The sequence below is a fragment of the Streptomyces sp. NPDC029836 genome (assembly GCF_055574495.1).
In genome coordinates, this window is the sequence record NZ_JBVHZI010000012.1 from 142,017 (window position 1) to 167,000 (window position 24,984).

General features: G+C 71.6%; 26 protein-coding genes and 1 pseudogene. 12 read left to right on the forward strand and 15 right to left on the reverse strand.

Annotated features, from left to right (window positions below):
- The first annotated feature begins 262 nt into the window (after nucleotides 1-262).
- Both ACZ4XJ_RS29235 and ACZ4XJ_RS29240 read left to right on the forward strand, forming a co-directional pair.
- Nucleotides 263-1,147, forward strand: coding sequence for a helix-turn-helix domain-containing protein (locus ACZ4XJ_RS29235; protein WP_362879917.1), 885 nt, complete (start codon nucleotides 263-265; stop codon nucleotides 1,145-1,147).
- A 214-nt stretch (nucleotides 1,148-1,361) separates the two neighbouring features.
- Nucleotides 1,362-1,574, forward strand: coding sequence for a DUF397 domain-containing protein (locus tag ACZ4XJ_RS29240; protein ID WP_383996146.1), 213 nt, complete (start codon nucleotides 1,362-1,364; stop codon nucleotides 1,572-1,574).
- Between the two features lie 240 nt (nucleotides 1,575-1,814).
- On the opposite strand, the gene ACZ4XJ_RS29245 is transcribed toward ACZ4XJ_RS29240, so the two are convergent.
- Both ACZ4XJ_RS29245 and ACZ4XJ_RS29250 read right to left on the reverse strand, forming a co-directional pair.
- Nucleotides 1,815-2,714 carry a hypothetical protein gene (locus ACZ4XJ_RS29245; protein ID WP_468497949.1) on the reverse strand — a complete coding sequence of 300 codons (900 nt, stop codon included), beginning with the start codon at nucleotides 2,712-2,714 and terminating at the stop codon, nucleotides 1,815-1,817.
- A 261-nt stretch (nucleotides 2,715-2,975) separates the two neighbouring features.
- On the reverse strand, nucleotides 2,976-4,712 hold the full coding sequence (locus ACZ4XJ_RS29250; RefSeq protein ID WP_468497950.1) for an AMP-dependent synthetase/ligase: 1,737 nt from the start codon (nucleotides 4,710-4,712) through the stop codon (nucleotides 2,976-2,978).
- A 117-nt stretch (nucleotides 4,713-4,829) separates the two neighbouring features.
- On the opposite strand from ACZ4XJ_RS29250, the pseudogene ACZ4XJ_RS29255 reads away from it, so the two are divergent.
- A pseudogene (locus ACZ4XJ_RS29255) lies at nucleotides 4,830-5,845 on the forward strand (AraC family transcriptional regulator).
- A gap of 125 nt (nucleotides 5,846-5,970) precedes the next feature.
- Entirely contained in the window at nucleotides 5,971-7,137 is a 1,167-nt protein-coding gene (locus ACZ4XJ_RS29260) for a lipase family protein (protein WP_362879910.1), read from the forward strand.
- Between the two features lie 116 nt (nucleotides 7,138-7,253).
- Here the strand turns inward: ACZ4XJ_RS29260 and ACZ4XJ_RS29265 are convergent, their stop codons facing one another.
- Together ACZ4XJ_RS29265 and ACZ4XJ_RS29270 are read right to left on the reverse strand one after the other, a co-directional pair.
- The gene (locus tag ACZ4XJ_RS29265; protein WP_362879909.1) at nucleotides 7,254-7,835 is read right to left on the reverse strand and encodes a hypothetical protein; all 582 of its coding nucleotides are present in this window, start codon (nucleotides 7,833-7,835) and stop codon (nucleotides 7,254-7,256) included.
- A gap of 94 nt (nucleotides 7,836-7,929) precedes the next feature.
- Nucleotides 7,930-9,792: an AMP-dependent synthetase/ligase gene (locus ACZ4XJ_RS29270; RefSeq protein ID WP_362879907.1), complete on the reverse strand. Its 1,863-nt coding sequence runs from the start codon at nucleotides 9,790-9,792 to the stop codon at nucleotides 7,930-7,932.
- A 503-nt stretch (nucleotides 9,793-10,295) separates the two neighbouring features.
- Here ACZ4XJ_RS29270 and ACZ4XJ_RS29275 point away from each other — a divergent pair.
- Both ACZ4XJ_RS29275 and ACZ4XJ_RS29280 read left to right on the forward strand, forming a co-directional pair.
- Nucleotides 10,296-11,117, forward strand: a complete 822-nt coding sequence (locus ACZ4XJ_RS29275; protein ID WP_468497951.1) for an LppU/SCO3897 family protein — start codon at nucleotides 10,296-10,298, stop codon at nucleotides 11,115-11,117.
- A 66-nt stretch (nucleotides 11,118-11,183) separates the two neighbouring features.
- Nucleotides 11,184-11,579: a contact-dependent growth inhibition system immunity protein gene (locus ACZ4XJ_RS29280; RefSeq protein WP_362879905.1), complete on the forward strand. Its 396-nt coding sequence runs from the start codon at nucleotides 11,184-11,186 to the stop codon at nucleotides 11,577-11,579.
- A 63-nt stretch (nucleotides 11,580-11,642) separates the two neighbouring features.
- Here ACZ4XJ_RS29280 and ACZ4XJ_RS29285 read toward each other — a convergent pair whose 3' ends face one another.
- The 3 genes from ACZ4XJ_RS29285 to ACZ4XJ_RS29295 all read right to left on the reverse strand — a co-directional run bounded on the left by ACZ4XJ_RS29285 (nucleotide 11,643) and on the right by ACZ4XJ_RS29295 (nucleotide 13,860).
- On the reverse strand, nucleotides 11,643-12,116 hold the full coding sequence (locus tag ACZ4XJ_RS29285) for a MarR family transcriptional regulator (protein WP_468497952.1): 474 nt from the start codon (nucleotides 12,114-12,116) through the stop codon (nucleotides 11,643-11,645).
- A 115-nt stretch (nucleotides 12,117-12,231) separates the two neighbouring features.
- A complete protein-coding gene (locus ACZ4XJ_RS29290; protein ID WP_468497953.1) occupies nucleotides 12,232-13,125 on the reverse strand; it encodes a helix-turn-helix domain-containing protein in 894 nt (297 codons plus the stop codon).
- A gap of 276 nt (nucleotides 13,126-13,401) precedes the next feature.
- Nucleotides 13,402-13,860, reverse strand: a complete 459-nt coding sequence (locus tag ACZ4XJ_RS29295; RefSeq protein WP_468497954.1) for an ATP-binding protein — start codon at nucleotides 13,858-13,860, stop codon at nucleotides 13,402-13,404.
- 156 nt (nucleotides 13,861-14,016) lie between these two features.
- On the opposite strand from ACZ4XJ_RS29295, the gene ACZ4XJ_RS29300 reads away from it, so the two are divergent.
- Entirely contained in the window at nucleotides 14,017-14,874 is an 858-nt protein-coding gene (locus ACZ4XJ_RS29300; RefSeq protein ID WP_468497955.1) for a helix-turn-helix domain-containing protein, read from the forward strand.
- Entirely contained in the window at nucleotides 14,871-15,116 is a 246-nt protein-coding gene (locus ACZ4XJ_RS29305; protein ID WP_468497956.1) for a DUF397 domain-containing protein, read from the forward strand. The genes ACZ4XJ_RS29300 and ACZ4XJ_RS29305 overlap by 4 nt, the downstream gene beginning before the upstream one ends.
- 120 nt (nucleotides 15,117-15,236) lie before the next feature.
- On the opposite strand, the gene ACZ4XJ_RS29310 is transcribed toward ACZ4XJ_RS29305, so the two are convergent.
- The 4 genes from ACZ4XJ_RS29310 to ACZ4XJ_RS29325 form a co-directional block, all read right to left on the reverse strand.
- Nucleotides 15,237-16,589 (reverse strand): dicarboxylate/amino acid:cation symporter, encoded by a 1,353-nt coding sequence (locus ACZ4XJ_RS29310; RefSeq protein ID WP_468497957.1) that lies wholly within the window; start codon nucleotides 16,587-16,589, stop codon nucleotides 15,237-15,239.
- A 417-nt stretch (nucleotides 16,590-17,006) separates the two neighbouring features.
- Nucleotides 17,007-17,276 (reverse strand): DUF4229 domain-containing protein, encoded by a 270-nt coding sequence (locus ACZ4XJ_RS29315; protein WP_383996220.1) that lies wholly within the window; start codon nucleotides 17,274-17,276, stop codon nucleotides 17,007-17,009.
- A 241-nt stretch (nucleotides 17,277-17,517) separates the two neighbouring features.
- On the reverse strand, nucleotides 17,518-18,681 hold the full coding sequence (gene mqnE / locus ACZ4XJ_RS29320) for an aminofutalosine synthase MqnE (RefSeq protein ID WP_362879899.1): 1,164 nt from the start codon (nucleotides 18,679-18,681) through the stop codon (nucleotides 17,518-17,520).
- A 53-nt stretch (nucleotides 18,682-18,734) separates the two neighbouring features.
- Nucleotides 18,735-19,190 (reverse strand): Lrp/AsnC family transcriptional regulator, encoded by a 456-nt coding sequence (locus ACZ4XJ_RS29325; protein ID WP_281206151.1) that lies wholly within the window; start codon nucleotides 19,188-19,190, stop codon nucleotides 18,735-18,737.
- Between the two features lie 121 nt (nucleotides 19,191-19,311).
- Between ACZ4XJ_RS29325 and ACZ4XJ_RS29330 the strand changes: the two genes are divergently transcribed.
- A complete protein-coding gene (locus ACZ4XJ_RS29330; protein WP_362879898.1) occupies nucleotides 19,312-19,446 on the forward strand; it encodes a hypothetical protein in 135 nt (44 codons plus the stop codon).
- Here the strand turns inward: ACZ4XJ_RS29330 and ACZ4XJ_RS29335 are convergent.
- Entirely contained in the window at nucleotides 19,443-20,132 is a 690-nt protein-coding gene (locus ACZ4XJ_RS29335) for a UbiX family flavin prenyltransferase (RefSeq protein ID WP_362879897.1), read from the reverse strand. The two genes, ACZ4XJ_RS29330 and ACZ4XJ_RS29335, sit on opposite strands and share 4 nt — an antisense overlap.
- Nucleotides 20,133-20,292: 160 nt before the next feature.
- Here ACZ4XJ_RS29335 and ACZ4XJ_RS29340 point away from each other — a divergent pair, with 160 nt between their 5' ends.
- Nucleotides 20,293-20,835, forward strand: a complete 543-nt coding sequence (locus ACZ4XJ_RS29340) for a rhomboid family intramembrane serine protease (RefSeq protein ID WP_468497990.1) — start codon at nucleotides 20,293-20,295, stop codon at nucleotides 20,833-20,835.
- Here the strand turns inward: ACZ4XJ_RS29340 and mqnP are convergent.
- From mqnP to ACZ4XJ_RS29355, 3 genes are read right to left on the reverse strand one after another with little or no spacing between them, the layout of a single operon-like run.
- Nucleotides 20,832-21,755 (reverse strand): menaquinone biosynthesis prenyltransferase MqnP, encoded by a 924-nt coding sequence (mqnP, locus tag ACZ4XJ_RS29345; RefSeq protein ID WP_362879895.1) that lies wholly within the window; start codon nucleotides 21,753-21,755, stop codon nucleotides 20,832-20,834. The two genes, ACZ4XJ_RS29340 and mqnP, sit on opposite strands and share 4 nt — an antisense overlap.
- Nucleotides 21,752-22,237 carry a hypothetical protein gene (locus ACZ4XJ_RS29350; RefSeq protein ID WP_468497958.1) on the reverse strand — a complete coding sequence of 162 codons (486 nt, stop codon included), beginning with the start codon at nucleotides 22,235-22,237 and terminating at the stop codon, nucleotides 21,752-21,754. The genes mqnP and ACZ4XJ_RS29350 overlap by 4 nt, the downstream gene beginning before the upstream one ends.
- Nucleotides 22,234-23,691, reverse strand: a complete 1,458-nt coding sequence (locus tag ACZ4XJ_RS29355) for a menaquinone biosynthesis decarboxylase (RefSeq protein WP_362879893.1) — start codon at nucleotides 23,689-23,691, stop codon at nucleotides 22,234-22,236. The genes ACZ4XJ_RS29350 and ACZ4XJ_RS29355 overlap by 4 nt, the downstream gene beginning before the upstream one ends.
- A gap of 90 nt (nucleotides 23,692-23,781) precedes the next feature.
- Between ACZ4XJ_RS29355 and ACZ4XJ_RS29360 the strand changes: the two genes are divergently transcribed.
- Together ACZ4XJ_RS29360 and ACZ4XJ_RS29365 are read left to right on the forward strand one after the other, a co-directional pair.
- Entirely contained in the window at nucleotides 23,782-24,210 is a 429-nt protein-coding gene (locus ACZ4XJ_RS29360) for a PLD nuclease N-terminal domain-containing protein (protein ID WP_468497959.1), read from the forward strand.
- A gap of 141 nt (nucleotides 24,211-24,351) precedes the next feature.
- Nucleotides 24,352-24,888 (forward strand): hypothetical protein, encoded by a 537-nt coding sequence (locus tag ACZ4XJ_RS29365; protein ID WP_362879891.1) that lies wholly within the window; start codon nucleotides 24,352-24,354, stop codon nucleotides 24,886-24,888.
- Nucleotides 24,889-24,984 lie beyond the last annotated feature (96 nt).

The window sequence follows — 24,984 nt, forward strand, 5'->3', positions numbered from 1 at the left end:
CCCGTGGGGCCCGCGACACCCCTGGTACACCGCCGCGGGGCCCACTGCGCACCACCGTTCCACCGTTCCACCGCTTCGTCGGCACCTCGACCGGAAGTCCCCCAAAGACCCGGTCCGCAGGTCGCCTGCGCGCGGGGCGGCGGGGCCGGACCACCGGCTCCGCCACCCCGCGCGTTCGCATTTCCCTGCCGTTCCCCAGCGGCGTCGCGCCCTTCGGTGGCAGTCTGCTGAACAGCAGACACACAGAGAGAGGGGCCGACCCGTGGCGTCCAATGTCAATCCCACCGTCCGACGCCGCCGACTGGGCATGGAGTTGCGCAAGCTCCGCGAGGACAAGGGCATGACGGCCGAACAGGTCGCCGAGCGCCTCCTCGTCTCCCAGTCGAAGATCAGCCGACTGGAGAACGGCCGCAGGTCCATCAGCCAGCGCGACGTCCGCGACCTGTGCGAGGTGTACGAGGTCGAGGACCCGCGCCTCGTGGACTCGCTGATGCAGATGGCGAAGGACTCGCGCCAACAGGGCTGGTGGCACGCCTTCGGAGACATCCCGTACAGCGTCTACATCGGTCTGGAGACGGACGCGGCCAGCCTGCGCACCTACGAGCCTCAGATGGTCCCCGGGCTGCTCCAGACGCCCGAGTACGCGCAGGCCCTGATCCGGGGCGCGCTGCCGGAGACGGCGCCGGCCGACGTGGAGAAGCGCGTCCAGGTCCGGATGCACCGTCAGAAGCGGCTCTCGGAGACGGACAACAACAATCCGGAGGTCGGTCCGCTGCGGTTGTGGGCGGTCATCGACGAGGCCGCGCTGCGCCGGCACGTGGGCGATCCGCAGTTGATGGTGCGGCAGTTGGAGTACTTGATAGAGCAGTCCGAGCAGCCGTACATCACGGTGCAGGTGATGCCCTTCTCGATGGGCGCGCACCCCGGTGTCAACGGCCAGTACGCGATCCTGGAGTTCCCCGACGCCTCGGACTCGACGGTGGTCTACATCGAGGGCGTGACGAGCGACCTGTACCTGGAGAAGGCCAACGACGTCCAGAAGTACAGCGTGATGTACGAGCACCTGCGCGCCCAGGCGCTCAACGTCGAGCAGACCAGGCAGTTCATCGGCGAGATCATCGAGCACTACGCGGTCAAAGCCGGGTAACGGGTGGTGCCGGGGTGGCGAAAGCGACGGGGGATGACGGAGGGCCGGGTACGGTACACCGTCCATCCCCAGCCACAGAAGGCCTGAATGGAATATGCCACCCGGTCGAGTGAATGCCTCCTTCACCCATCGGGAGGTGCGGGTAGCGTCGATCACGTCGGTCGGAGAATTCGGCCGGCGCGAACCGGAACTACTCGCTGAACCGGAGAGAAACATGGCTATTCGTCAGGGCGCCACGGAAAACTGGACCAAGTCCTCTTACTCCGGCGGAAACGGCGCCTGCGTCGAGGTCAAGTCCCCCGTCGTCGCGTCCATCTCGGTCCGTGACTCGAAGGTGCAGGACGGCCCGTCCCTCACCTTCGCCCCGGGTTCCTGGACCTCCTTCGTCACCGACGTCACCGAGGGCCGGTCGGGGCGCCTCGTCTGAACATCACGCCGTCCACCTCGACCGTTGTAAGCGCACCACTGACTGGAGCCCTCTCGACCGGCCCGCCGTCCTGGCCGAGGGGGCTCGGCCGTGCCCGCACCCGGGGCGCGGCGACCGGAAACCGGTTCCGGGCGGCACCCCGCCCGCCGGACCGGCCGTTCGGAGCTCCACCCGGAACGCCGAACGGAACCCCGAACGTAAGCCCGAACGGAACGCCAAACGGAACGTCGACGCGAGCCCCTACCGGAGTTCGTCGACGTACCGGTCCGTCCCCGGCACGGTGGGGATGAACGGCGCCACCAGCTCCACCCGTCCCAGCCCCGATCCCGCGACTTCCGCGTCCAGCCCGCGGAAGTGCTCCCAGCAGGCCCGCGGGTCGGCCTCCAGGAACCACAGCAGGGTCAGTCGGGTGTCGACCCCCTCGACCTGCTTGACGTAGGTCATCCGGTCGCCGGGCAGTGGCGTCGGCCGGAAGACGGTCACCATCGCCGCCGGAGAACCGTTCAGTCTCTTCGGCAGGGCCCGGGAGCGCAGCCACTCCAGCAGCTCCGCCCGCTGTTCGGGCCCCTCGGCGTCGACGACCTGGACCACCAGCCCGGCGTACGGGTGGTCGAGGGCGTGGAAGTCCCGGGGGCCGGCGGCGCCGTCGCGGTAGACGGTGGCCGCGTGGTCCTGGAAGGCCGTGAAGACGTGGGTGCGGTCGCGGTAGACGCGGCCGTCGCGGTTCAGCCGCTTGTTGATGCCGACGGTCCACTTCATGTGCTCGTCGTAGCGGCCCTGGGTCACCCAGTACGTCGATATGTAGCACCCGGCCGTCACGGGCTGGACCACCGCCGACTTCTCCGGGTAGCGCAGCTCCTGGAGCTCGCGGGTGGCCACCCAGCGGCGGCCCGCGTACATCCAGGGCATGGCCATCGCGCCGGCGTAGTAGTGGTCGTCCTCGTACCAGCGGTTGTACGCGAACTCGTGGCCCGGGTGCGGTTCCACCATGGTGATCAGCGCGTGGCCCGGGCGGACGCCGTACGGGCCGACGGCCGCGAGCGCGGCGTAGTCCTCGGCCCGGGTGTCCTGGCCCCGGGTGTCGCCGGCGCCCGGGGTCGGCGCGTCGTCCCGGTCTGTTGCTCGCTCGTCCGTTGTCATGGCTCCGGTGTAGCTGATGGGGCATCAGTTGGCGAGGGGGCGGGGAGCGTTCACCTGGTGAACGAGTAGGTGCCGCCCACTCCTTCTCATGCGTACGCGAGATCCCGGCGCTGACCGAACGCCCCGGGGTGGTCTCCTTCGCCGGCGGCCTCCCCGACCTCGAACTCTTCGCCCTCCAGTGCTTGACCTGGCCGGGGCCCGGGTCGGGTCGTACCGGTCCCCTGCGACGCGCGCCTCGGCCGGGCGCCGGCGAGCCGGACCTCACTGCCCGTACAGCGCCTCGATCTGCGCCGCGTACCGCTCGGCGACCGCGCCGCGGCGCAGTTTGAGGGTCGGGGTGAGGGTGCCGTCCTCGACGGAGAAGTCCGCGTCGAGGACGTGGAAGGCGCGGATGCGGGCCGGGCGGGAGACGGTGGCGTTGGCGGTGGCGACGGCCTCCGCGACCAGGGCGCGGACCTCCGGGTGGGCGCCCGGGCGGGGCCCGGGGTCGAGGGAGCGGCGGGCCGCCCAGCCGGCGATCTCCTCGGCGTCCAGGGTGATCAGGGCCACCGGGTGGGGTCGCCGGTCGCCGATCAGGACGGCCCGGGAGACGTACCGGGAGGCGGCCCTGACGGCGAACTCCACCTCGGTCGGGGTGATGTTCTTGCCCGCCGAGGTGATGATGAGTTCCTTCTTGCGGCCGGTGACCGACAGGAATCCGTCGGCGTCGAGTTCGCCGAGGTCGCCGGTGTGCAACCAGCCGTCGGCGTCGACGGTCTCCGCGGTGGCGGCGGCGTTCGCGTGGTAGCCGGGGAAGACCATCGGGCCGCGGGCGAGGATCTCCCCGTCCGCGGCGATCCGGACCTCGCAGCCCGCGATGGGTCGGCCGACCGTGCCGTACCGGACGGCGTCCGGGTGGTTGAGGCTGATCACCCCGCCGGACTCGGTCATCCCGTAGCCCTCGAAGACCCTGATCCCGCAGGCGCGCAGGAAGTCCAGCGTGTCGGGGGCGATGGGGGCGCCGCCGGTCAGCGCCCATGTCAGGCGACCGCCGAAGACCGCCCGGACCGGGGAGTACAGCGATTCCTCGGCGGCCGCGTGGGCGGCCCGCGCCTCCTCGGGGAGCCGGCCCTCGCGGGCGAGCACCCCCAGCCGGACGGCCTCCGCGAAGCGCTCCCGGCCGCCCTCCTGTCCCTCGGCCAGCGCCAGGACCACCGCGTGGACCTTCTCGAACAGCCGCGGCACGGACGGCAGGTGGGTGGGCCGGGCTTCGGCCAGCTCGGCGACGACGTCCTCGACCCGGCCGCCGAAGTAGCAGAGCTCGCCGCCCTCCAGCAGCGTCGTGAACTGGATCAGCTGCGCCAGCAGGTGCGCCAGCGGCAGGTAGAGGTACGTGGAGTCCCCCGGCCCGCCCCGGACCAGGGGCAGCGTGCCGTCCTGCACCGCCCCGAAGTTGCCGTGGGTGAGCCGACAGCCCTTGGGCGGGCCCGTGGTGCCCGAGGTGTAGACGATCGAGGCGTCGTCGTCGGGGCCCACCGCGGCGGCCCGCTCCCGCAGGCGCGCCGCGGGGGCGGCGGCCCGACCGGCCAGGGCGTCCATCCGTACGACGGCCCGCAGCGCGGGCAGTTTCGACCGCAGGGCCTCCACCCGGGCCGCTTGGGCGGCGTCGTCGCAGACGGCCACGACGGCCGCCGAGTCGGACAGCACCCACGCCAGCTCCTCCTCCCCCGCCGTCGGGTACACGGGGACGAGGACGGCGCCGGCGGCCAGCACCCCGAAGTGCGTGTACGTCCACAGCGGCCCGGTCTCCGCCAGGACGGCCACCCGCTCGCCCGCCGCGACGGCCAGGTCCGGGCCGATCAGCGCGCGCCCGACCGCCCTTACCGCGGCGGCCAGTTCGGCGTAGGTCCGGGTCGTCCAGCCGTCCGGTCCCGCGCGAAAGCGCAGGGCCGTGCCGGGCCCGTACCTCTCCTCGGTCCACCGGGTGAACTCCGCCAGCGTGTCCGGCCGACCGTCCATCGCGTGCCCTCCCGCAGTAGGTGACCCTCGACGCTAGGCACCGGCGGGCCCGCTCCGGCATGACCGGACGCGTCACCCCCACTGACCCCAGCGCTCATTGCGGCTACCGTCGAGGTCATGGGGAGGCGGACGGTCACCGTGCACCACGTGCGCGCCGTGCTCGCGGGGCGCGCGGCGCCGGCTTCGACCTGCTGCCGTTGCTCCAGGAGGCGCAGATCCCGCCGCTGCTGCTGGGCGACGACCGGGCGCTGATCACGTCCGCGCAGTTCGCCCGGCTGTTCCGGGCGCTGTACCGGGCCACTCAGGACGAGTTCCTCGGCCTGTCGGCGGTCCCGAGTCGGCCCGGCACCTTCGCGATGATGTGCCACGCCTCACTGGGTTGCCGGGACCTGGGGGCGGCCGTGGAACGCGGGGCGGCCTTCTACGGACTGTTCCCGGGCGGGCCCGAGTTGGCGCTGCACGTCGACGCGGAGGGCGGCGAGGCGCGGTTCACCGTCGGCAACGACTTCGAGCGGGACGAGGAACGGTTCCTCACCGAGTGCGTGCTCGCCATCTGGCACCGCCTCGCGAGCTGGCTGATCGGCCGGCGCATCCCGCTGGCCTCGGCGTCCTTCAGCTATCCGGCGCCGCCGCACGCGGACGAGTACGCGCTGCTCTTCGACTGCCCGGTGCGCTTCGGCGCGGGGCGCACCGAGGCGGTGTTCGGGGCGCACTGGCTGACCGCGCCCCTGGTGCGGGACGAGGCCGCGCTGGACGCGATGCTGCGCCGGGCCCCGTTCGACCTGCTCTCGCGCCCCGCGTACGGGACCACGGTCGCGGAGCAGGTGCGCCGGACCCTGACGCGGCGGCTGCGGACCTCCCCGCGGCTGCCGGAGCTCGGGGAGGTGGCGGCCCGGCTCGCGGTGTCCCCCGCGACGCTGCGCCGCCGGCTCCGGCAGGAGGGGACGTCGTTCCAGCAGCTCAAGGACCACGTGCGGCGGGACGCGGCGATCGCGGGGCTGGCCGAGAGCGGTGAGCCGATCGCGGAACTCGCCGCCCGGCTGGGGTTCTCCGAGGACACCGCGTTCCACCGCGCGTTCCGTCGCTGGACGGGCACGACGCCGGGGGCGTACCGGATCGCGTCCGGCGGGTAGGGCGCGCCGGACGGTGGTGGGCCTCCGGGTCAGGAAAGGTGAGCTGCGCGGTCAGCGACATCCTGACCGGTCGGTCACTACCTTCTCCTCACCCACCCCGTACGGACCGTTGGGAGAGCCGCCCCATGCGCTTTCGCAGGACCGCCCTCGCCGTCGTGGCCGCCATGGCCATGTCCGCCTGGATCCCCTCCGCCTCCGCCGCCGGCGCCGACACCGCCGCCGCCCCCACCGCCGGCGCCCCCGGTGACCTCGTCTCCAGCGCGCCTTCCGCCTTCCATCCGCTGCCCGGTCAGCCCACGAACACCAAGGCGTGGAAGGTGCACTACCGCTCGACCACCGCCGACGGCGCCCCCAACGTCGTCTCGGGCACCGTCATCGTCCCGCAGGACGGCCGCAGCGGCCCGCGCCCGCTGGTCACCTACGCCGTCGGCACGGTCGGCATGGGCGACTCCTGCGCGCCGAGCAACAACCTGCCGTACGGCACCTCCATGGAGGCCAACCTCATCCAGCAGCTGACGCTGCGCGGCTGGGCCGTGGTCGTCACCGACTACGAGGGCCTCGGCACTCCGGGCGTGCACACCTACACCGTCGGCCCGTCGGCGGGCCACGCCGTCCTCGACGCCGCCCGCGCCGCGGTCCGCCTCCCCGCGGCCGGGCTCGGCCCGGACACCCCGGTCGGCATCATGGGGTACTCGCAGGGCGGTCAGGCCGCCGGGTGGGCCGCCGAGTTGCAGGGTGCGTACGCACCGGAGCTGAAAGTGAAGGGCACGGCGACGGGCGGCGTCCCGGCGGACCTGCTCAAGGTGGCCGACTTCAACGACGGCTCCTACGGCTCCGGGTTGATCTTCATGGCGGCCGCCGGGCAGGACGCGGCCTTCCCCGAACTGCGGCTGGACTCCTACCTCAACCCGGCCGGCAAGGCCCTGGTGGCCGGGATGAAGGAGCACTGCGTCGCCATCGACGCGATCGCCGGCTCCTTCAAGCGGATCTCCGACCTGACCACCCGCAACCCGCTGGAGCGGCCCGACTGGCGGGCCCGGCTCGGGCAGAGTCGGCTCGGCGGCACCGCCCCGGCCGCGCCGGTGCACCAGTACCACGCGCTCGCCGACGAGTTGATCCCGTACGGGGTCGGCAGCCGGCTGCGTGCGGACTGGTGCGCGCGGGGCGCGAACGTCGAGTTCGACACGATCTGGCTCGGCGAGCACGTCAGCGGTGTGATCACGCACTCCCTGGCGGCCGGCAACTGGCTCGCGGACCGCTTCGCGGGCCGCCCGGCACGCGGCAATTGCTAGACCGTCGCCACCCCTCGCGCCCCGGCGGGCCTTCCCGCCGGGGCGCGGGGCCGTCCGGAGGGCGATGCACGGCACCGGACGACACGGGCTCAACCGGCAAGATCCGAGGAGAGGGGCTAATGCCGGTCCACCTCGACCCGGGCGATCTCCACCTTCGGGTCGGCCGGCGCCGCCCGGCCCGGCATCGACACCTCGACCTCGGTGGGCCAGGACGCGCCGGGGTACACGCCGACGGTGTCCGTGCTGAGACTGCCCGTGGCCTCGTAGCCGTCGGGGCCGGTCACCCGCAGGGTGACCTCGTAGAAGGCCCGCACGGTGCCCCCGTTGGTGAGGGAGACGGGTACCCGCAGCACGCCGTCGGCGCCCCGTACGGGGGCGTAGGCGCTGGCGTCACCCTCCCGGGCGACGACCGGCCCGAACTCCTCGGTGCCCGCCGGCGGCGGGGTCGTGGCCGGGGCCGGGGTACGGGTGACGATCGGGGGCGGGGTCGGCGCGGCGTCCGCGGTGGACTTCGGCGTCGGCTCGGCACCGGTGCACCCGGCCAGCGCGCCACCCGCGCAGACGACCGCCACCAGCACGGACACGGCTCCGGGCACGGCTGTGGGCAAGGCCCCGGGCACGGCTCCGGGCACGGCTGTGGGCAAGGCCCCGGGCACGGCTCTGCGCACGGCCTCGCGCACGATTGCGGACAGGCTCACGGTCACGGCTCCCCCCAAGCTCGGGCGCGCGGTCGATCTCCGCGCACCGGGTCGCCGTGATCATATGACCGCCGTCGTGGACGCCCCCCGGCCCTCACCGCTCCCGCGGGCCCCGGTACAGGGCGTCGATCTCGGCGGCCCAGTCCCGGGCGACGGCGCCGCGCCGGAGTTTGAGCGAGGGCGTCAGGTGCCCGCGTTCCTCGGTGAAGTCCCCCGGCAGGACGGCGAAGCGGCGGATCGACTCGGCGCGCGAGACCGTCCCGTTCGCCTCGTCCACCGCGCGCTGGAGGTCGGCGAGGAGGACCTCGTCGGTGACCAGCTCACGGATCGGCACGCCCTGCTTCTTGTTCATCTGCCGCCAGTGCGCCAACCCGTCGGGCTCCAACGTGATGACGGCGGTGACGTAAGGCCGGTTGTCACCGATCACCATGCACTGGCCGACGAGCGGATGGGCGCGCAACCAGTCCTCCAGGGGCGCGGGGGCGACGTTCTTCCCGCCGGAGGTGATGATCATGTCCTTCTTGCGGCCGGTGATGGTCAGGTAGCCGTCCGCGTCGAGTTCGCCGATGTCCCCCGTGGCGAGCCACTCGCCCGCCGGTTGGGCGGCGACGTTCCAGTAGCCGGCGAAGACGTGGGCACCGCGCAACAGCACCTCCCCGTCGTCGGCGATCCGTACGGAGGTGCCGGGCAGCGGCCAGCCGACGGTGCCGAGGCGGGGGCGCAGCGGCGGGGTGACGGTGGAGGCGGCCGTGGTCTCGGTCAGTCCGTAGCCCTCGAAGACCTCGACGCCGGCGCCGGTGTAGAAGGCGGCGAGCCGCCGGCCGAGCGGGGAGCCGCCGCTGAGGACGTAGCGGACGCGTCCGCCGAGGGCGGCCCGGACGCGCCGGTAGACGAGCGGGTCGTACAGGGCGTGGGCGGCGCGCAGTCCCATGCCGGGGCGTTTGCCCTCGACGGTTTCGCCGAAGCTCTGCGCGATCCGGGCGGCCCGGTCGAAGGAGGCGGCGCGGCCCATCCGCTCCGCGGTGGCGCGGGCGGTGTTGTAGACCTTCTCCAGGACGTACGGGATGGCCAGCAGGAACGTCGGCCGGAAGCCCGCCAGGTCCGCGAGCAGGTCCTCGGTGCGGATGCTCGGCGCGTGGCCGAGTCTGACCCGGGCCCGCATGCAGCCGACGGCGACCATCCGCCCGAAGACGTGGCTGAGCGGCAGGAACAGCAGGGTGGAGGCCGGTTCGTCGGTGACCGACTTGAAGACCGGGTGCAGCAGCCCCACCGCGTTGTCGACCTCGGCGAAGAAGTTGGCGTGGGTCAGGACGCAGCCCTTGGGCCGGCCGGTGGTGCCGGAGGTGTAGACGAGCGTGGCGACGGTGTCCGGCGTACGGGCCTCCCGGCGCGCGTGGACGAGAGCGTCGGGCAGGTGCTCCCCGGCCTTGACGAGGCGGGCCACCGCGCCCGTGTCGAACTCCCACAGGTGCGCCAGTCCGGGCAGGTTGCCGCGCTCGGCGCTGATGATCCGGGCCTGGGCGGTGTCCTCGACGGCGCAGGCGACGGCGCCGGAGTCGTGGAGGATCCACCGCGCCTGCGAGGCGGAGGAGGTGGGGTAGATCGGTACGGTGACCAGGCCCGCGGCCCAGCCGGCGAAGTCCAGCAGGGTCCACTCGTAGGTGGTGCGGGCCATGATGGCCAGCCGGTCGCCCGCCCTGAGTCCCTCGGCGATGAGCCCCTTGGCGACGGCGAGGACCTCGGCCGCGAACCGGTCGGCGGTGACGTCGTGCCAGGTGCCGTCGGGGGCCTTGCGGGCGAGGACGGCCTCGCCGGGGGCCTCGCGGGCGTTGTCGAACGGTAGGTCCCCGAGGGAGCCCCGTTGGGGCATCCCCGCGAGTGGGGGCACGGAGACCTCCCGCACCACCCCGGCGACGGTCGTCTTGACGGGCTCCACCAGCTTCGGTTCGGCATGCACGGCGTGCTCTCCTCGGTCGGCGATCGGAGTTACCGCCGGTAATCTACGCACGGGTAACCCGGTCCGACCACCCCCCGGACCGGGTCTTCCTCCTCCCGGAGGCCCGTTCGGCGGCCCTCGGGACCGCCGCCGGAGGGCTGTCCCCGGGCCGACCGTCCCCGACCGCACGGGAGTTCGGCGGAGCGGCGGCGCGCCGGACGCCGTCCACGCCCGCCGTGAAATTCCGTGCCGCGGATCAGCCGACGAGGCACTCCCCGCCGCCACGTCCTCACGGTCGCGCCGAGTTCCTCGATCCGGTGGCCCGAGCCGTCGGCACACCGCCCGGTGCGCCTCGCCCCGGTCCGAGGGCCGCCGAACGAATCGCCGCCGCAATCCCTTTGACGCCCGTGGCTCCCAACCGCCTTACTGAGTACGGCCGAACGCATGCGCTCGCCGACACGCAGCGGGCAGAATCGGGGCGGTCCGTCCGACGGCTTCGGGCCCGCGATCGGAAGGGGACTCCGGTGTCGTCACAGGAAATCCAGCTCACGCTCACCGCCGAGCAGGCCGCGGCGGGGACGGTCATCAGCGTCAACCTCGCGGATGGCCCGGTCAACCTGCGCATCCCGCCCACCCGCAACGGCGACCTCATCCGGGCGCAGGTGGCCGGCAAGGACGTACTGCTGCGGATCCTCGTGACCGGCGGCACGTTCGGCACGACGACCCCGATGGCCGCGGCGGCACCCGCCGGCCCGGGGTCGCCCGGCGCACCCGGCGCGCCCACCAAGAACGTCCGAGCCGGCATCCTGGGGGCTCTCGGCCTGATCGCGGCCTTCGCCGTCGTCGTCCTCCTCGTCAACAACGACGACGACTCCCGCAACACCGCCAACTCCAACGACAAGGCCTCCGCTTCCGCGAGCCCCTCGGACACGCCCGTCCCGGGCCAGTACTCGCCACCCGCCACCCCCGCCCCCACCTACATGGCGACCGAGTCGACCCCCTCGCAGAGCGCCGCCCCGGCACCGGACGCGACCCCCTCGGCGGCCTACCCCGTCACCCCCACCAGCGAGGCGCCCACCCCCTTCGACCGGGGCACCTGCCTCAACGGGCAGCTCCCCGACTCGACGACGGCACAGCGCGTCACGGACGTGAACGAGGTGCCCTGCACGGCGTCCGACGCGCACTACCGGGTCATCGAGAGCATCCCGTTCACCTCGGACATGGACCGCTGCAACACCAACTCGAAGACCGAATACGCCTTCTCCTACCGCTACACGTTGGGCGGCAGCGTCCTGAACGAGTACGTGTACTGCCTCGTCGGCATCGGCTCGTACTCCCGCCGATAGGCGCTCCCGACTGGTAGACAGGGAGGCTTCTCCACTCTTCCGCAACCCGGCAGACGCAAGGGCGACATGATGCTCCACCATTTGGACCGCACCCTCGACGAGATCGACGGCCCCCCGTGGCCACCCGCGTCGCCGAACGCGACGAGCCTCGCCACCAAGGTCCACGCCCTGCGCCGGCGTCCCTTGGGCAGCCTCGCGCCCGCGGACCTGCGCACCCTGATCAGCCAGGACGTGGCGCTCCCCCACGTCCTGCCGCTGGCGGTCGACCTGCTGGTCGACGACCCGCTGCTGGACGCCTGCTTCTACGAGGGCGACCTCCTGCACGCCGCCGTCACCCGCCCGGCCACGGCCTGGCTCCTCTTCCCGGACCTCGCGGCCCGCCTCGCCGCGGCCGTGGCCCCCCTCCCGGCCACCCCGGAACGCACGGAGTTCCTGACCACCCACGCCGGCAACCGCCCTTGAGCGCGGCCGACTCGGCCCGGAGCCGTACGTCCGGGACCCGCCCCCGCCCCTCGGGGGGCGGGCTCAGCGGACCTGCGGGAGACCGCCGGCGTTGTGGATCAGCCGCTGGAGCACCTTCAGGGTGGTGACGTAGTCCGCGTCGTCGATGCCCTCGTGCAGGGCGGCGCGGATCGCGGGCCCGTTGCGTCCTAGCTCGACACGGGCCCGTTCCCCCGCCTCGGTCAGCGACAGCCGCCGCTCGGCGTCCCGGGTCAACCAGCCGCGCTCCAGGAGCACCTCGGCCTCCGCGGCCAGGTCGTCCTCGGGACGGATGTACCCGGTCATGGCCTCGCGCAGCGCGTCCAGGGTCATCCCCTCGCCGTCGGGCGAGATGTCGTGGGCCGACAGATGGCGCAGCAGCCAGAACTGGGGGTGGGTGTAACCCAGTTCGACTTGGCGGGCCCGGGTGTGGGCGGTGAGCGCCTCATGGGCGACGCCGGTCCAGTACGCGGCCGGCTGCCCCGCGAGTTCGGCGTCCGGTCCCTGCTGGGTCGTCATGGAAAGTCCCCTCCTGGTACTTCGACACGGAGTCCGCACCCGATACGGCCATGTCGAGACCCTAGAAGCTCAAGCCCACTTGAGGACAAGGGGTTGAGAGGCCCTGCGGGGCGGCTCAAGCGGCGGCGACACCCTCGGGCGGGCAGTCGGCGCAGCGGCCCGGGGCCGGGGCGCGGAAGGCGCGGTCGCAGCCGTCGCAGTTCTGCAGCGGGTCGGGGCGCGCGGACGCGAAGACCGGGGACGGCGGCGGGAGGTACGGGGGCAGCGACTCCTTGAGGCGGTGGCCGAGCAGCGCGGCCGGGTGCCGGAGGTCGGCGGGCAGGTCGGCGGCGAGCACCTGCCGGACGGCCTCGGGTGCGGCGCCCCGGTCCAGCCAGGAGGCGACGTCGGGCGCGAGTTGCCGGACGGCACGCTCGGAGAGCAGCAACCGGGGATCGTCGACCCGCAGCCGCGCGAGCAGGTCCACGGCGTCCTGCCGCAGGCAGCCGGCGCGCACGGGACCGGGAGCCCGCTCGGGGGCCGGGGCGGGCTCGGGGGCCGGGGCCCGCTCCGGGGCGGGGGCGGGCTCGGGGGCCGGGGCGGGCTTCGGAGCCGGAGCGGGCTCGGGGGCGAGCGGCGGCGACAGAGGAACCGACACCCGCACCGGCACCGGAACGGGCGCCGACACAGGCACAGGCACCGGCAGCGGCGACGGGATCGACAGCTCCGGACGGGCCGCCCCGGGGTGGTTGTAGGAGACCGTCCGGGTCAGGATGCGTCCGCCGGTGGTGCGTTCCCGGATGCGCTCCAGGTAGCCGTATTCCTCCAGCTCCCGCAGGGCCCTGGCGATGCGTACCTCGCCCTCGGGGAAGCGGTTCGAGAGGGCCTTGATGCCGATCTTGGCGCCGGCCGGCAGGGACTGGATGTGCAGCGCGAGCCCGATCGCCACCAGCGACAGGGAACGGTGCTGGGCGAGGTGGTTGCCCACCACGGTGTAGTGACTGGTGTGCCGCACGTTGACGGGGACCACACCGGATCGAATGGTCCCGGCAGGAACACGGGACGAGGCGCGCTGGGGCGCGCTAGGGTGCCTTGAAGCCATGGGGAAGGTGCTTCTTCCTGATTGGTCAGGCCCTCGCTCGGGATGCCAGTCCCGGCGGGGGCCGTCTCATGTCTGAGGGTTGTGGGGCCGAGCATATGCCGCTCAACCGCAGCAAAAGCCAGCCCAGTTGGCGTAGTTCACTCGTGTGAGTGAGCGGGGAGCCGGAGGGGTGGGGTGGGTTGGTTTCACCTCGGTACTTGGTATTCAAAGGTCGAGCACGACCGCGTCCCGACCCGCCGCGTCACGGTCCGAGCCCTCTCCGGGCAGGTCCAGTTCCGCCCAGACCACCTTGCGCGGCGGCGGCCCCTGATCCACGCCCCACCGGTCGGCCAGCGCGGCCACCAGTGCCAGCCCCCGCCCGGACTCCGCGTCCACGTCCGCGTCGCCAAGACCCGGGACACGGTCCCGGCGCGTGTCCACCACCTCGATCCGGAGCACACTGCCGGCACGGGTGAGCACGACCTGAAAGTCCCGCCCCGGCACCCGCCCGTGCGTGACCGCGTTGGCCGCCAACTCACCCACGATCAGCGCGGGCCCGTCCGGCGGCAGTCCCCAGGACCGCACTTGCTCGACGGCGAGCCGCCGCGCCCGGTGCGCGCCGTACGGGGTCGCGGCGAGCCGCACGCCGAACTGGTATTCGGTGAACCAGATTTGAGTATTCACATCGCCCAGCGTGGAGCGCCCTGCCTACCGTTTTCAGGGCGAACCTCCTTCGGTCCGGACTTTGTCCCGCGCTTGTCCCGCGCTGTAGGGGCTGTCCCGGACGCCGTAGGGGCAGGACTGCTGAGTCGATTTTCGGTGCGTCGGGAGCGAGCGGGCATGACGATGGACACGGACGGTACGGAAGACGCGGGCTGGGACGTCGACCCGGATGACGAACAGGGCGTCGCCGTCCTGTCGGCGCTCGGCCGCCAGCTGAGGGTGTGGCGTGAGGAGGCCGGCAAGCGGGCCGCCGATTTCGGCGTAGAAGTCGGGTACGGGGAGGACCTGGTCCGCAAGATCGAGGCGGGCAAGCGAATCCCGCGCCCGGAATACCTGGACAAGGCCGACGACGCCCTACGGGCGAACGGGAAGATCGCCGCGATGAAGGCGGACATGGAACGGGTCCGCTACCCGAAGAAGGTCCGAGACCTGGCGAACATGGAGGCCCGTGCAGTCGAAATCGGGGCCTACCGCATCCACGGAATACACGGGGTTCTGCAGACGAAGGACTACGCGCGGGCCTTGTTCGAGATGCGCCAGCCCGCCTACTCGCAGGACGAAGTGGAACGGTACGTCTCCGCCCGGATGACCCGGCGGTCGCTCTTCGACCGGACCCCCTCACCGTCTCTCAGCATCGTCCAGGAAGAGGCGAGCCTCAGGCGGCGCATCGGAGGCACAATGGTGTGGCGCGAACAGCTTGAACGCCTGCTGGAGGTGAGCCGGTTGCGGCACCTGGCCCTTCAAGTGATGCCGACCGACTGCGAGGTCCATGCCGGTATGGATGGCGGCATCGAGGTGCTGAAGTTCGGAGACGGAACGGCTGTCGGGCGTTCGGAAGGCGCCTTCGGCGGGCGCCCCGTAACCGACCCGAAGCATCTTCGGATCCTTGAACTGCGCTATGGAATGATCCGAGCCCAAGCGCTCACGCCCGTGGAGTCGCGGGGCTTCATCGAAAACCTGCTGGGAGAGACATGATCGACTACCCCGAGCCGCGCTGGTTCAAGAGCAGCTACAGCGACGGCAGCGAAGGCGATTCCTGCGTCGAGGTGGCCTACACCTGGTTCAAGAGCAGCTACAGCGACAGCAGCGACGGGAACGACTGCGTCGAGGTGGCCCGTACCCCCGCCACCGTCCACGTCCGCGACTCCAAGGACACCGCGCTCCCCCACCTCGCGTTCGCCCCGGGCGCCTGGGCCGAGTTCGTCGCACGCTCCTGACGCCGCCCGTGAAGCCCGTGTGACCCCCGCGCGGACGACGCCCCGTACGCGAAACACCGCGACCCCCGCCCGGACGGGGGCGGGGGTCGCGGTGGCGGGCGCGCTCGGGGCGCGTCCGGATCAGGCGGTGACGGGGACCGGGGCGCCGGCCTTCTCCTCGGCCGGGGTCTCGGCCTGCTCGGCCTTCTCGTCCAGCGGGGAGGCGGAGGCGGTGGCGTACGCCTCCTTGTCCAGGATCCCCTCACGCGCGGAGACGATGACCGGGACGACGGCCTGGCCGGCCACGTTGGTGGCGGTGCGCATCATGTCGAGGATCGGGTCGATCGCCATGAGCAGGCCGACACCGGCCAGCGGCAGACCCAGCGTGGAGAGTGTCAGGGTCAGCATCACGGTCGCGCCGGTCAGACCGGCCGTGGCGGCGGAGCCGACCACCGAGACGAACGCGATGAGCAGGTACTCCTTGATGCCCAGCTGCACGTCGAAGATGTTCGCGATGAAGATCGCGGCCAGCGCCGGGTAGATCGCGGCGCAGCCGTCCATCTTCGTGGTGGCGCCGAACGGGACGGCGAAGGAGGCGTACTCCTTCGGGACGCCGAGGCGCTCGGTGACCTTCTGGGTGACCGGCATGGTGCCGACCGAGGAGCGGGAGACGAAGGCGAGCTGGATCGCGGGCCAGGCGCCCTTGTAGAAGTGCAGCGGGTTGACCTTGGCGACGGCCCACAGCAGCAGCGGGTAGACGCCGAACATGACGAGCGCCGAGCCGATGTAGACGTCGGCGGTGAAGGTGGCGTACTTGCCGAGGAGGTCCCAGCCGTAGCTCGCGATGGCGGTGCCGATGAGGCCGATGGTGCCGATCGGGGCGAGGCGGATGACCCACCACAGGGCCTTCTGGAGGAGTTCCAGGACCGACTCGGCGAGGTTCAGGACCGGCTGGGCCTTGGCTCCGAGCTGGAGGGCGGCGATGCCGGCGACGGCGGCCAGGAAGACGATCTGGAGCACGTTCAGCTCGGTGAACGGCGTGATGATGTCCTTCGGCACGATGCCGGTCAGGAAGTCGATCCACGAGCCGGTCCGCTTGGGCTCCTTGCCGTCGGCCGGGGTGAGGCCGGTGCCCGCGCCCGGGTCGGTCAGCAGGCCGATCGCGAGGCCGATGCCGACCGCGATCAGCGACGTGATCATGAACCAGAGCAGGGTGCGGGAGGCGAGCCGCGCGGCGTTGTTCACCTTCCGCAGGTTGGTGATGGACACCAGGATCGCGAAGAACACGAGCGGGGCGACGGCCAGCTTCAGCAGCTGGACGAAGATGTCACCGACCTGTTCGAGGGTGGTCTTCAGCCAGCTGATGTCCTGGCTGCGGGCGAGCCAGCCGAACAGCACACCGAGCACGAGACCGGCGACGATCTGGGCCCAGAACGGGAACTTGAAGGAGGCCTTGGCGGGAGCCTGGGCCTGGGGCGTGGCGGACACGGACACTCTCCGGGGGGACGCACGAGGTACGGCGGAAGGTTCTGCGAGGGGTGCGGTGCGGCAGCAGCCGGAAGGGGCCGGGCCGGCCGGGACCGCTGCTGTATCGATTCAGCTCAACTGCGGAGGGAAGCTCGACTGCGGAGGGAATCAGCGACAACAGCAACAGGCCGCGGACACGCGGCGGCAGAGGTCGACGTGCAGGCGCGCCACGAGCGGGACGCTCGCGGTCATCGGGTGCGCAACTGTGGTCAACATGTTGAACACGCTAACACTTCTCCTTTGAGAAGCCCAAAGTCATTCTTTGATCCACAAGACCGCGGCGCCCGCCCCGCACGGCCCGGAAAACACGAAAGCCCCAGCGTTACGGGCGGTGGTCCCGTAGCTGGGGCGGTTCGGTGTGTGAGGAAGCCAACGCGGCTCCGGTCAGCCGACGCGGGCGGCGTCGTCGGCCACGTCCTCCTGGCTGCGGTTCGCCGCGAGCTTGTCCTTCGCACCCGCGACGCGCCCGGAGATCTGCACGGACATCGCGTCGCGCTGCTTGCGCAGCAGGACGAACGACAGCGGCGCGGACAGCACGAGGGCGAGCAGCACGATCCAGGCGGGGTTGGCGTCGCCGAGGCCGGAGGGCACCCAGCCCAGGCGGACCAGCAGGGCGACGAGGACCAGGCATCCGACGAAGATGCCCAGGCGCATCGCGGTGTAGCGGATCGTCGCGCTCGTCTTGAGGGACACGGTGACCCCACCTTCTCTCTCGTCGTCCTACGGACAGGGCGTTTGCCCGTCCAGTGAAGCACGCCGGCACCCCTCGACGGCTCGCCGGGGGTCGGTGCCGCCTCGGCACCGCACCGCACCGCACCGGCCGGGGCGCGGCCGGGGCGGGGAACCGGAAGGCCCCGGTCCCTGGGGACCGGGGCTCCGTCATCGCCGGGCTCGCTCAGAGGCGCATCGCCTGCGGGGTCTCGCGCAGGTCGGCGTCCGGGCCGGGGTACTCGCGGATGATCTCGTAGCGCGTGTTGCGCTCCACGGGGCGGAAGCCCGCCTCGCGGATGAGGTCGAGGAGGTCCTCGCGGCCGAGCTTGTTCGGGGTGCCGTAGTTGTCGGCGTCGTGCGTGATCTTGTACTCGACGACCGAGCCGTCCATGTCGTCCGCGCCGTGCAGCAGGGCGAGCTGGGCGGTCTGCACGCCGTGCATCACCCAGAACACCTTGACGTGCGGGACGTTGTCGAAGAGCAGCCGGGAGACCGCGAAGGTCTTCAGCGCCTCGGCGCCGGTCGCCATCGAGGTGCGCGCCTGGAGCTTGTTGCGGACCTTGCCGTCCTTCATGTCCACGAAGTCGTGCTGGTAGCGCAGCGGGATGAAGACCTGGAAGCCGCCGGTCTCGTCCTGGAGCTCGCGCAGCCGCAGTACGTGGTCCACGCGGTGGCGCGGCTCCTCGATGTGCCCGTAGAGCATCGTCGCCGGGGTCTTGAGCCCCTTGGAGTGCGCGAGGCGGTGGATGCGCGACCAGTCTTCCCAGTGCGTGCGGTGGTCCACGATGTGCTGGCGGACCTCCCAGTCGAAGATCTCCGCGCCGCCGCCGGTCAGCGACTCCAGACCGGCCTCGATCAGCTCGTCCAGGATGTCGGAGGCCGACATGCCGGAGATCGTCTCGAAGTGGTGGATCTCCGTCGCCGTGAACGCCTTCAGCGAGACGTTCGGCAGCGCCTCCTTGAGGGCCGACAGCGAACGCGGGTAGTACCGCCACGGCAGGGTGGGGTGCAGGCCGTTGACGATGTGCAGCTCGGTGAGGTTCTCGTTCTCCATGGCCTTGGCCAGGCGGACGGCTTCCTCGATGCGCATCGTGTACGCGTCCTTCTCCCCCGGCTTGCGCTGGAAGGAGCAGTACGCGCAGGAGGCGGTGCACACGTTCGTCATGTTGAGGTGGCGGTTGACGTTGAAGTGGACCACGTCACCGTTCTTGCGCATGCGCACCTCGTGCGCGAGGCCGCCGAGCCACGCCAGGTCGTCCGACGCGTAGAGGGCGATGCCGTCCTCACGTGTCAGCCGCTCGCCGGAGCGGACCTTCTCCTCCAGCTCACGCTTGAGCCCAGCGTCCATGCCGGTGTCTCCTCTTTGTCCCGACCTGCCTGCAACCGCCACCCACCGTACTCTCAGCTCTCCTCGGGCAGCTCCCCGACCCGGTTCTCCCACTTCGTGGAGAGCACGATCGTGGTGCGGGTGCGCGAGACGCCCTTGGTGCCCGAGAGCCTACGGATGATCTTCTCCAGGCCGTCGACGTCGCTGGCGCGGACCTTCAGCATGAAGGAGTCGTCGCCCGCGATGAACCAGCAGTCCTCGATCTCCGCGAGGTCGCGCAGCCGACGGGCCACGTCCTCGTGGTCGGCGGCGTCGGAGAGGGAGATGCCGATCAGTGCGGTGACGCCGAGCCCGAGCTCGGCGGCGGCCACCGTCGCGCGGTAGCCGGTGATGACGCCGGCCGTCTCCAGCCGGTTGATGCGGTCGGTGACGCTGGGGCCGGAGAGGCCCACGAGACGGCCCAGCTCCGCATACGAGGCACGACCGTTCTCGCGAAGTGCCTGGATGAGCTGCCTGTCCACCGTGTCCATTACGTGGAGCCTTCCATTATTCGGCGATGCTGCAAGTCTAGGTATAGAATCAAAGGCACGTAGGGTCAACACCCTGCGAATCTTTCAACAGATCGATGACGATCTTCAGGAGTGGTTCACCGTGTACACGATCGAGATGGCCTACGCGCACATGCGACAGCTCCAGGAGCTGGCCAACCGATCCCGCACCGACCAGCCGTCCGCCGCTCACCGCGTGGACAAGACCCGCAAGCCGCGCAGCACCAAGAAGCGCTAGTCACCGCCGCTTGCCCCCTCGGGAGGACGGGAGCCACCGAGCTCCCCCTCCCACCGGCGGTACAGCCGGTGCGGCACACCCGCCGCGTCGAGCACCCGCCCCGCGACGAAGTCCACCAGATCCTGGATGTGCGTCGCCCCCGCGTAGAACGCCGGAGAGGCGGGCAGCACCACTGCGCCCGCCTCGTCCAGCGCCACCAGCTGCTTCAGGGTCTGCCCGCTGAGCGGGGTCTCCCGCACCGCGACCACCAGCCGGCGCCGTTCCTTGAGCGTCACGCTCGCCACCCGCTGGAGCAGGTCCTTCGACAGCCCGAGCGCCACTCCGGCCACACAGGCCGTGGACGCCGGCACGATCAACATCCCCTGCACGGGGTACGACCCCGAGCTCGGCCCGGCCGCCAGGTCGCCGGCCGCCCAGTGCCGGACGTCGTCCAGTACCGGCGCCGCGAACGTACCCGGCTTCCCGTCCGCCCCGCGCTCCAGCCACCGGGACAGGTCCTCGCGCCAGTGCGCGTCACGGAAGGCGATGCCGGTCTCGTCCAGGAGGGTGAGCCGGGAGGCCCTGCTCACCACCAGGTCCACACTTTCCCCCGCGGCCAGCAGCCCGCGGAGCACCGCCGCCGCGTACGGCGTCCCGGACGCCCCGGAAACCCCGACCACCCACGGGGTGCGATTGCGCTCAGTCATACCTCCGAGACTATCCGGCCACACCGGAAGGGCACTGGGTAAGGTGACCCGACGTTCAAGGGGTGGGACGTACGACACACGAGGGGGCGGGGCCGCCGTGGCGGAAGCACACCTGGAGGAGTGGAGCCGAACGCGGCGGGCCAAGGCGGCCGCCCTGCTGATGCTGGGGTGGGTGGGCCTGCTCTGGCTGATAGAAGCGGTCGACCACGCCACCGGCCACGCGCTCGACGAGTACGGCATCGTGGCCCGGGAGCCCTACAGCCTCCTGCGGTCCCCGCTGGGCGCGTTCCTGCACTTCGGCTTCGACCACGTCGCCTCCAACAGCGTGCCGCTGCTGGTCTTCGGTTTCGTCGCAGCGCTCAGCGGCATCCGCCGCTTCCTCGCCGTCAGCGCCATCATCATCGTCGCCGACGGCATCGGCACCTGGCTGATCGCGGAGACGGACAGCATCACCGCCGGCGCCTCCGGCCTCGTCTTCGGCCTCTTCGGCTACCTCGTCGTACGGGGCTTCGTCGAGCGCAAGGTCCTGGGCATCGTGGTGGGCGTGGTGATCGGCCTCTACTGGGGCGCCGGCATCTTCTACGGCCTCCTGCCCGACGACGACGGGATCAGCTGGCAGGGCCACCTCTGCGGCCTCACGGCCGGCGTGGTCACGGCCCTCTTCTTCCGCCGGCCGGCCCCCCGCACCACCCTCACGCTCTAGAAGGTCAGCCCCCGCACGATCAGGTCCAGCAGCGCGCACACGAACAGGGCCATCCCGATGAACCCGTTCACCGTGAAAAACGCGCGGTTCAGGCGGGACAGGTCGTGCGGCCTGACGATGGTGTGCTCGTACAGGAACGCGCCGATGACGATCACCAGGCCGGCCCAGAACAGCACGCCCGCGCCCGTCAGCACGCCGTACCAGGCCAGCAGGCCGGTGGTCACCACGTGCGCGCCGCGGGCGCCCCACAGGGCCGCCGGGATGCCGAAACGGGCCGGCACCGAGCGGACGCCCTCGGCCCGGTCGGCCGCCACGTCCTGGCAGCCGAAGATCAGGTCGAACCCGCCGATCCACACGCCGACGGCGAGCCCCAGCACGACCGCGTCCCAGGACCACTCACCGGTGACGGCCAGCCAGGCTCCGATGGGCCCCATGGCCTGGGCGACGCCCAGGATGGCGTGCGGGAAGTCCGTGAACCGCTTCCCGTACGGGTAGACCACCATCGGCACCACGGCGATCGGCGCCAGCATCAGGCACAGCGGGTTCAACAGCGCCGCCGAGCCGAGGAACACGATTAGCGCGATCCCGGCCCCGGTCCAGGCGGAGCGCACCGACACCGCTCCGGTCACGAGCTCGCGGCCGGCGGTGCGCGGGTTCCGGGAGTCGATCTCCCGGTCGATGATCCGGTTGGCGGCCATCGCGAAGGTGCGCAGCCCGACCATGCAGATGGTCACGAGCAGCAGCGTGCCCCAGTGCACGGTCCCGTCGAGCCGGAACATCGCGGTGAAGGCGGCGATGTAGGCGAACGGCAGCGCGAAGACCGAGTGCTCGATCATCACGAGCCGTAGGAACGCCTTCACCTTGCCGTTCGCGCGGGGCGCGGGCCCGGATCCGAGGACCCCTTCGGCGGCCGACGTCATCGGAGGGACCTCCGGAACTGTTCGAGTTCGACGCGCAGGTCGGCGAGGGCGGTCGGGCCGATCTCCACCTCCAGCGGAGGCGTGCCCTCCGACGGCGGCGGGACGACGGACGCCAGGAAGGCGAAGCCCTCGCCGGCGGGCCGGCCGCTGAGGCGCAGGACGTCGTGGGCGGCCACGGTCAGCACGAGCGTGAACTCGGCGTCCGGGTCGGCGGTCGCGTCCAGCAGGCTGCCCGCGAAGGCGTCGGCGTCGGCGGTGGACAGCTCGGTCAGGGCGATCTCGCGGCCCTCCCCGTCCGTCCGGTCGGCGATCAACTGCCACAGGTCGGACGGCCCCGCGAACTCCTCGGGGCTCACCCCGGCCCGCTCGGCCGCCTCCCGCACACCCGGCTGCGCCGGATCGATCTCGGGCCGCACGAGCGCGACACAGGGCGTGTCGGTACCGATGAAGAGGGCGGGTCCGCCCACGGCGATGGGGCTCACAGTCCGTACTCCTTCCAGCGGCGGTCCACGAGGGCCGCCGTCGCGGGGTCGGACTCCACCATGTCGGGCCAGCCGCCGTCGCGCGTGTAACCCTCCTCCGGGAGTTTCTTCGTGGCGTCGATGCCCGCCTTGCCGCCCCAGAACTGCTGGTACGAGGCGTGGTCCAGATGGTCCACCGGGCCCTCGACCACCGTCAGGTCACGCGCGTAGTCCGTGTTGCCGAGCGCCCGCCAGGACACCTCGTGCAGGTCGTGGACGTCGCAGTCCTTGTCCACCACGATGATCAGCTTGGTCAGCGACATCATGTGGGCGCCCCAGACGGCGTGCATGACCTTCTGCGCGTGCTTCGGGTACTTCTTGTCGATCGAGACGATCGCGCAGTTGTGGAAGCCGCCCGACTCCGGCAGGTGGTAGTCCACGATGTCCGGCACGATGATCTTCAGGAGCGGCAGGAAGAACCGCTCGGTGGCCCGGCCCAGCGGGCCGTCCTCGGTCGGCGGGCGGCCGACCACGATCGACTGGATCAGCGGACGCTTGCGCATCGTCACGCAGTCGATCTTCAACGCGGGGAAGGGTTCCTGCGGGGTGTAGAAACCGGTGTGGTCGCCGAAGGGGCCCTCGGGGAGCATCTCCCCCGGCTCCAGCCAGCCCTCGATGACGACCTCGGCGTTGGCCGGGACCTGGAGCGGGACCGTCTTGCAGTCGACCATCTCGATCCGCTTGCCCGCGACGAAGCCGGCGAACAGGTACTCGTCGATGTCGCCCGGCAGCGGCGCCGTGGAGGCGTAGGTGACGGCCGGCGGACAGCCGAAGGCGATCGCGACGGGCAGCCGCTCGCCCTTCGCCGCGGCGACGGCGTAGTGGTTGCGGCTGTCCTTGTGGATCTGCCAGTGCATGCCGATGGTGCGCTTGTCGTGGCGCTGGAGGCGGTAGAGGCCGAGGTTGCGCACGCCCGTCTCGGGGTGCTTGGTGTGCGTCAGGCCGAGGTTGAAGAAGTCCCCGCCGTCCTTGGGCCAGGTGAACAGCGCCGGGAGCCGGTCGAGATCGACGTCGTCGCCGGTGAGGACGACCTCCTGGACGGGTGCGGACTCGCCCTTCACCTTCTTCGGCGGGACGTGCACCATCGAGCCGAGCTTGCCGAAGGCCTCGCGGACGCCGATGAAGCCCTGCGGGAGTTCGGGCTTGAGCAGCCCGCCGATCTTCTCGCTGATCTCCGCGTACGACTTCAGACCGAGGGCCTTCAGCAGCCGCCGGTCCGTCCCGAAGACGTTCATCGCGAGCGGCATCGCGGAGCCCTTGACGTTCTCGAAGAGCAGCGCGGGACCCCCCGCCTTGTTCACTCTGTCGACGATCTCCCCTACCTCCAGGTACGGGTCGACTTCGGCCTTGATGCGCTTGAGGTCGCCCTCCCGCTCCAGAGCCCGGAGCAGCGAGCGGAGATCGTCGTAAGCCATGGGGCCCAGTATCCGTCACCCTCTACCCTGGAAGCGTCACCGGGGCCCGACGCGGGCCCGCCGCCACTGTCCGGGAGTCGGTCCCACACCGTGCTGCGCCTTGTGCCCTTCCTGCTGCTCCTCGCACTGACCATCTACGCCTTCGTCGACTGCCTGAACACCCCGGAGGAAGAGGTCAAGGCCCTCCCCAAGGCGGTCTGGGTGATCATCATCCTGCTGTTCTCGATCGTCGGTCCGCTGGTGTGGCTCTTCGCGGGCAAGAAGCGCTCCGCGGTCGGTGGCGCGGGCGGCGGCCGGTCCCGCCGCAACCAGTGGGTCGCCCCCGACGACAACCCGGACTTCCTGAAGTCGTTGCGCGCCGAGCAGGACAAGAAGGACGAGGACCGGCAGGCCGCGGAGGCCGCGGAGGCCGAGGGGGCCGCGGACGGTGCGGACGGCACGGACGGCGAGCGCGACGGCGACCGGGACGAGGACCGCGACAAGGACCGCGACCGCGACCGCGACAAGGACAAGGACTGACGCACCGCGACACCCCACCCCACCGCCGCCTCCACCCCGCCGGGAACTCGCGCGCGGGGTCGGCGCGTTGGAGGGGAAGCGGGTCGGCGTGTGACGCGAAAGATGATTGAACGCGTTCAAGTCGGCTGACAGAATGGCCCCATGCCACTGTCACGGCCCCCGCGGTACGGCGGGCCGCGGATCGTCGACACGGCCTTGCGCAATCTCCTCGCGTACGGCGTGCTCGTCGCCGCCCTGCTCGCCATGACCGGCTGGAACCCGCAGCGCTCCGCCCCCGGCCCCGTCCCCGCCGTCTACGACGCCCGGCTCTCCGAGATCGTCGGCACCTGGCGTTGCGTCGACGGCACCGTGGTGGTCTTCCACGCCGGCGGCGCCGCCTCCGTCACCCTCCTCGACGGCCAGGAACGCGACTACGCCGCCGGCTGGCGGCTGTCCGGGCCGGCCACCTGGACGCTCACCGACGACCGGTCCGCCGGCCGCAACCTCGGCCAGCACCTGCGCCTGGACCTGCCCGCCGCCACCGGCACCGCGACCCGCAGCAACACGGTCACCCGCACGCCCGGCCGCTATTCCTGGACCTTCGAGCTGCGCCGCGACGAACGCCGGACCCTGGAGCTCTACTTCTTCCTCGGCCCCGCGCAGGGCCACGGCGCCTACGTCCTGGAGAAGGACGCCTGAGCACGCGGGCCCCCCTGAACACGAAGGGGCCCCCGAGCACGCGGGGACCCCCGAGCACGAGAAGGCCCCGCCGCCCGCCCCGACGTGGTCGATGGT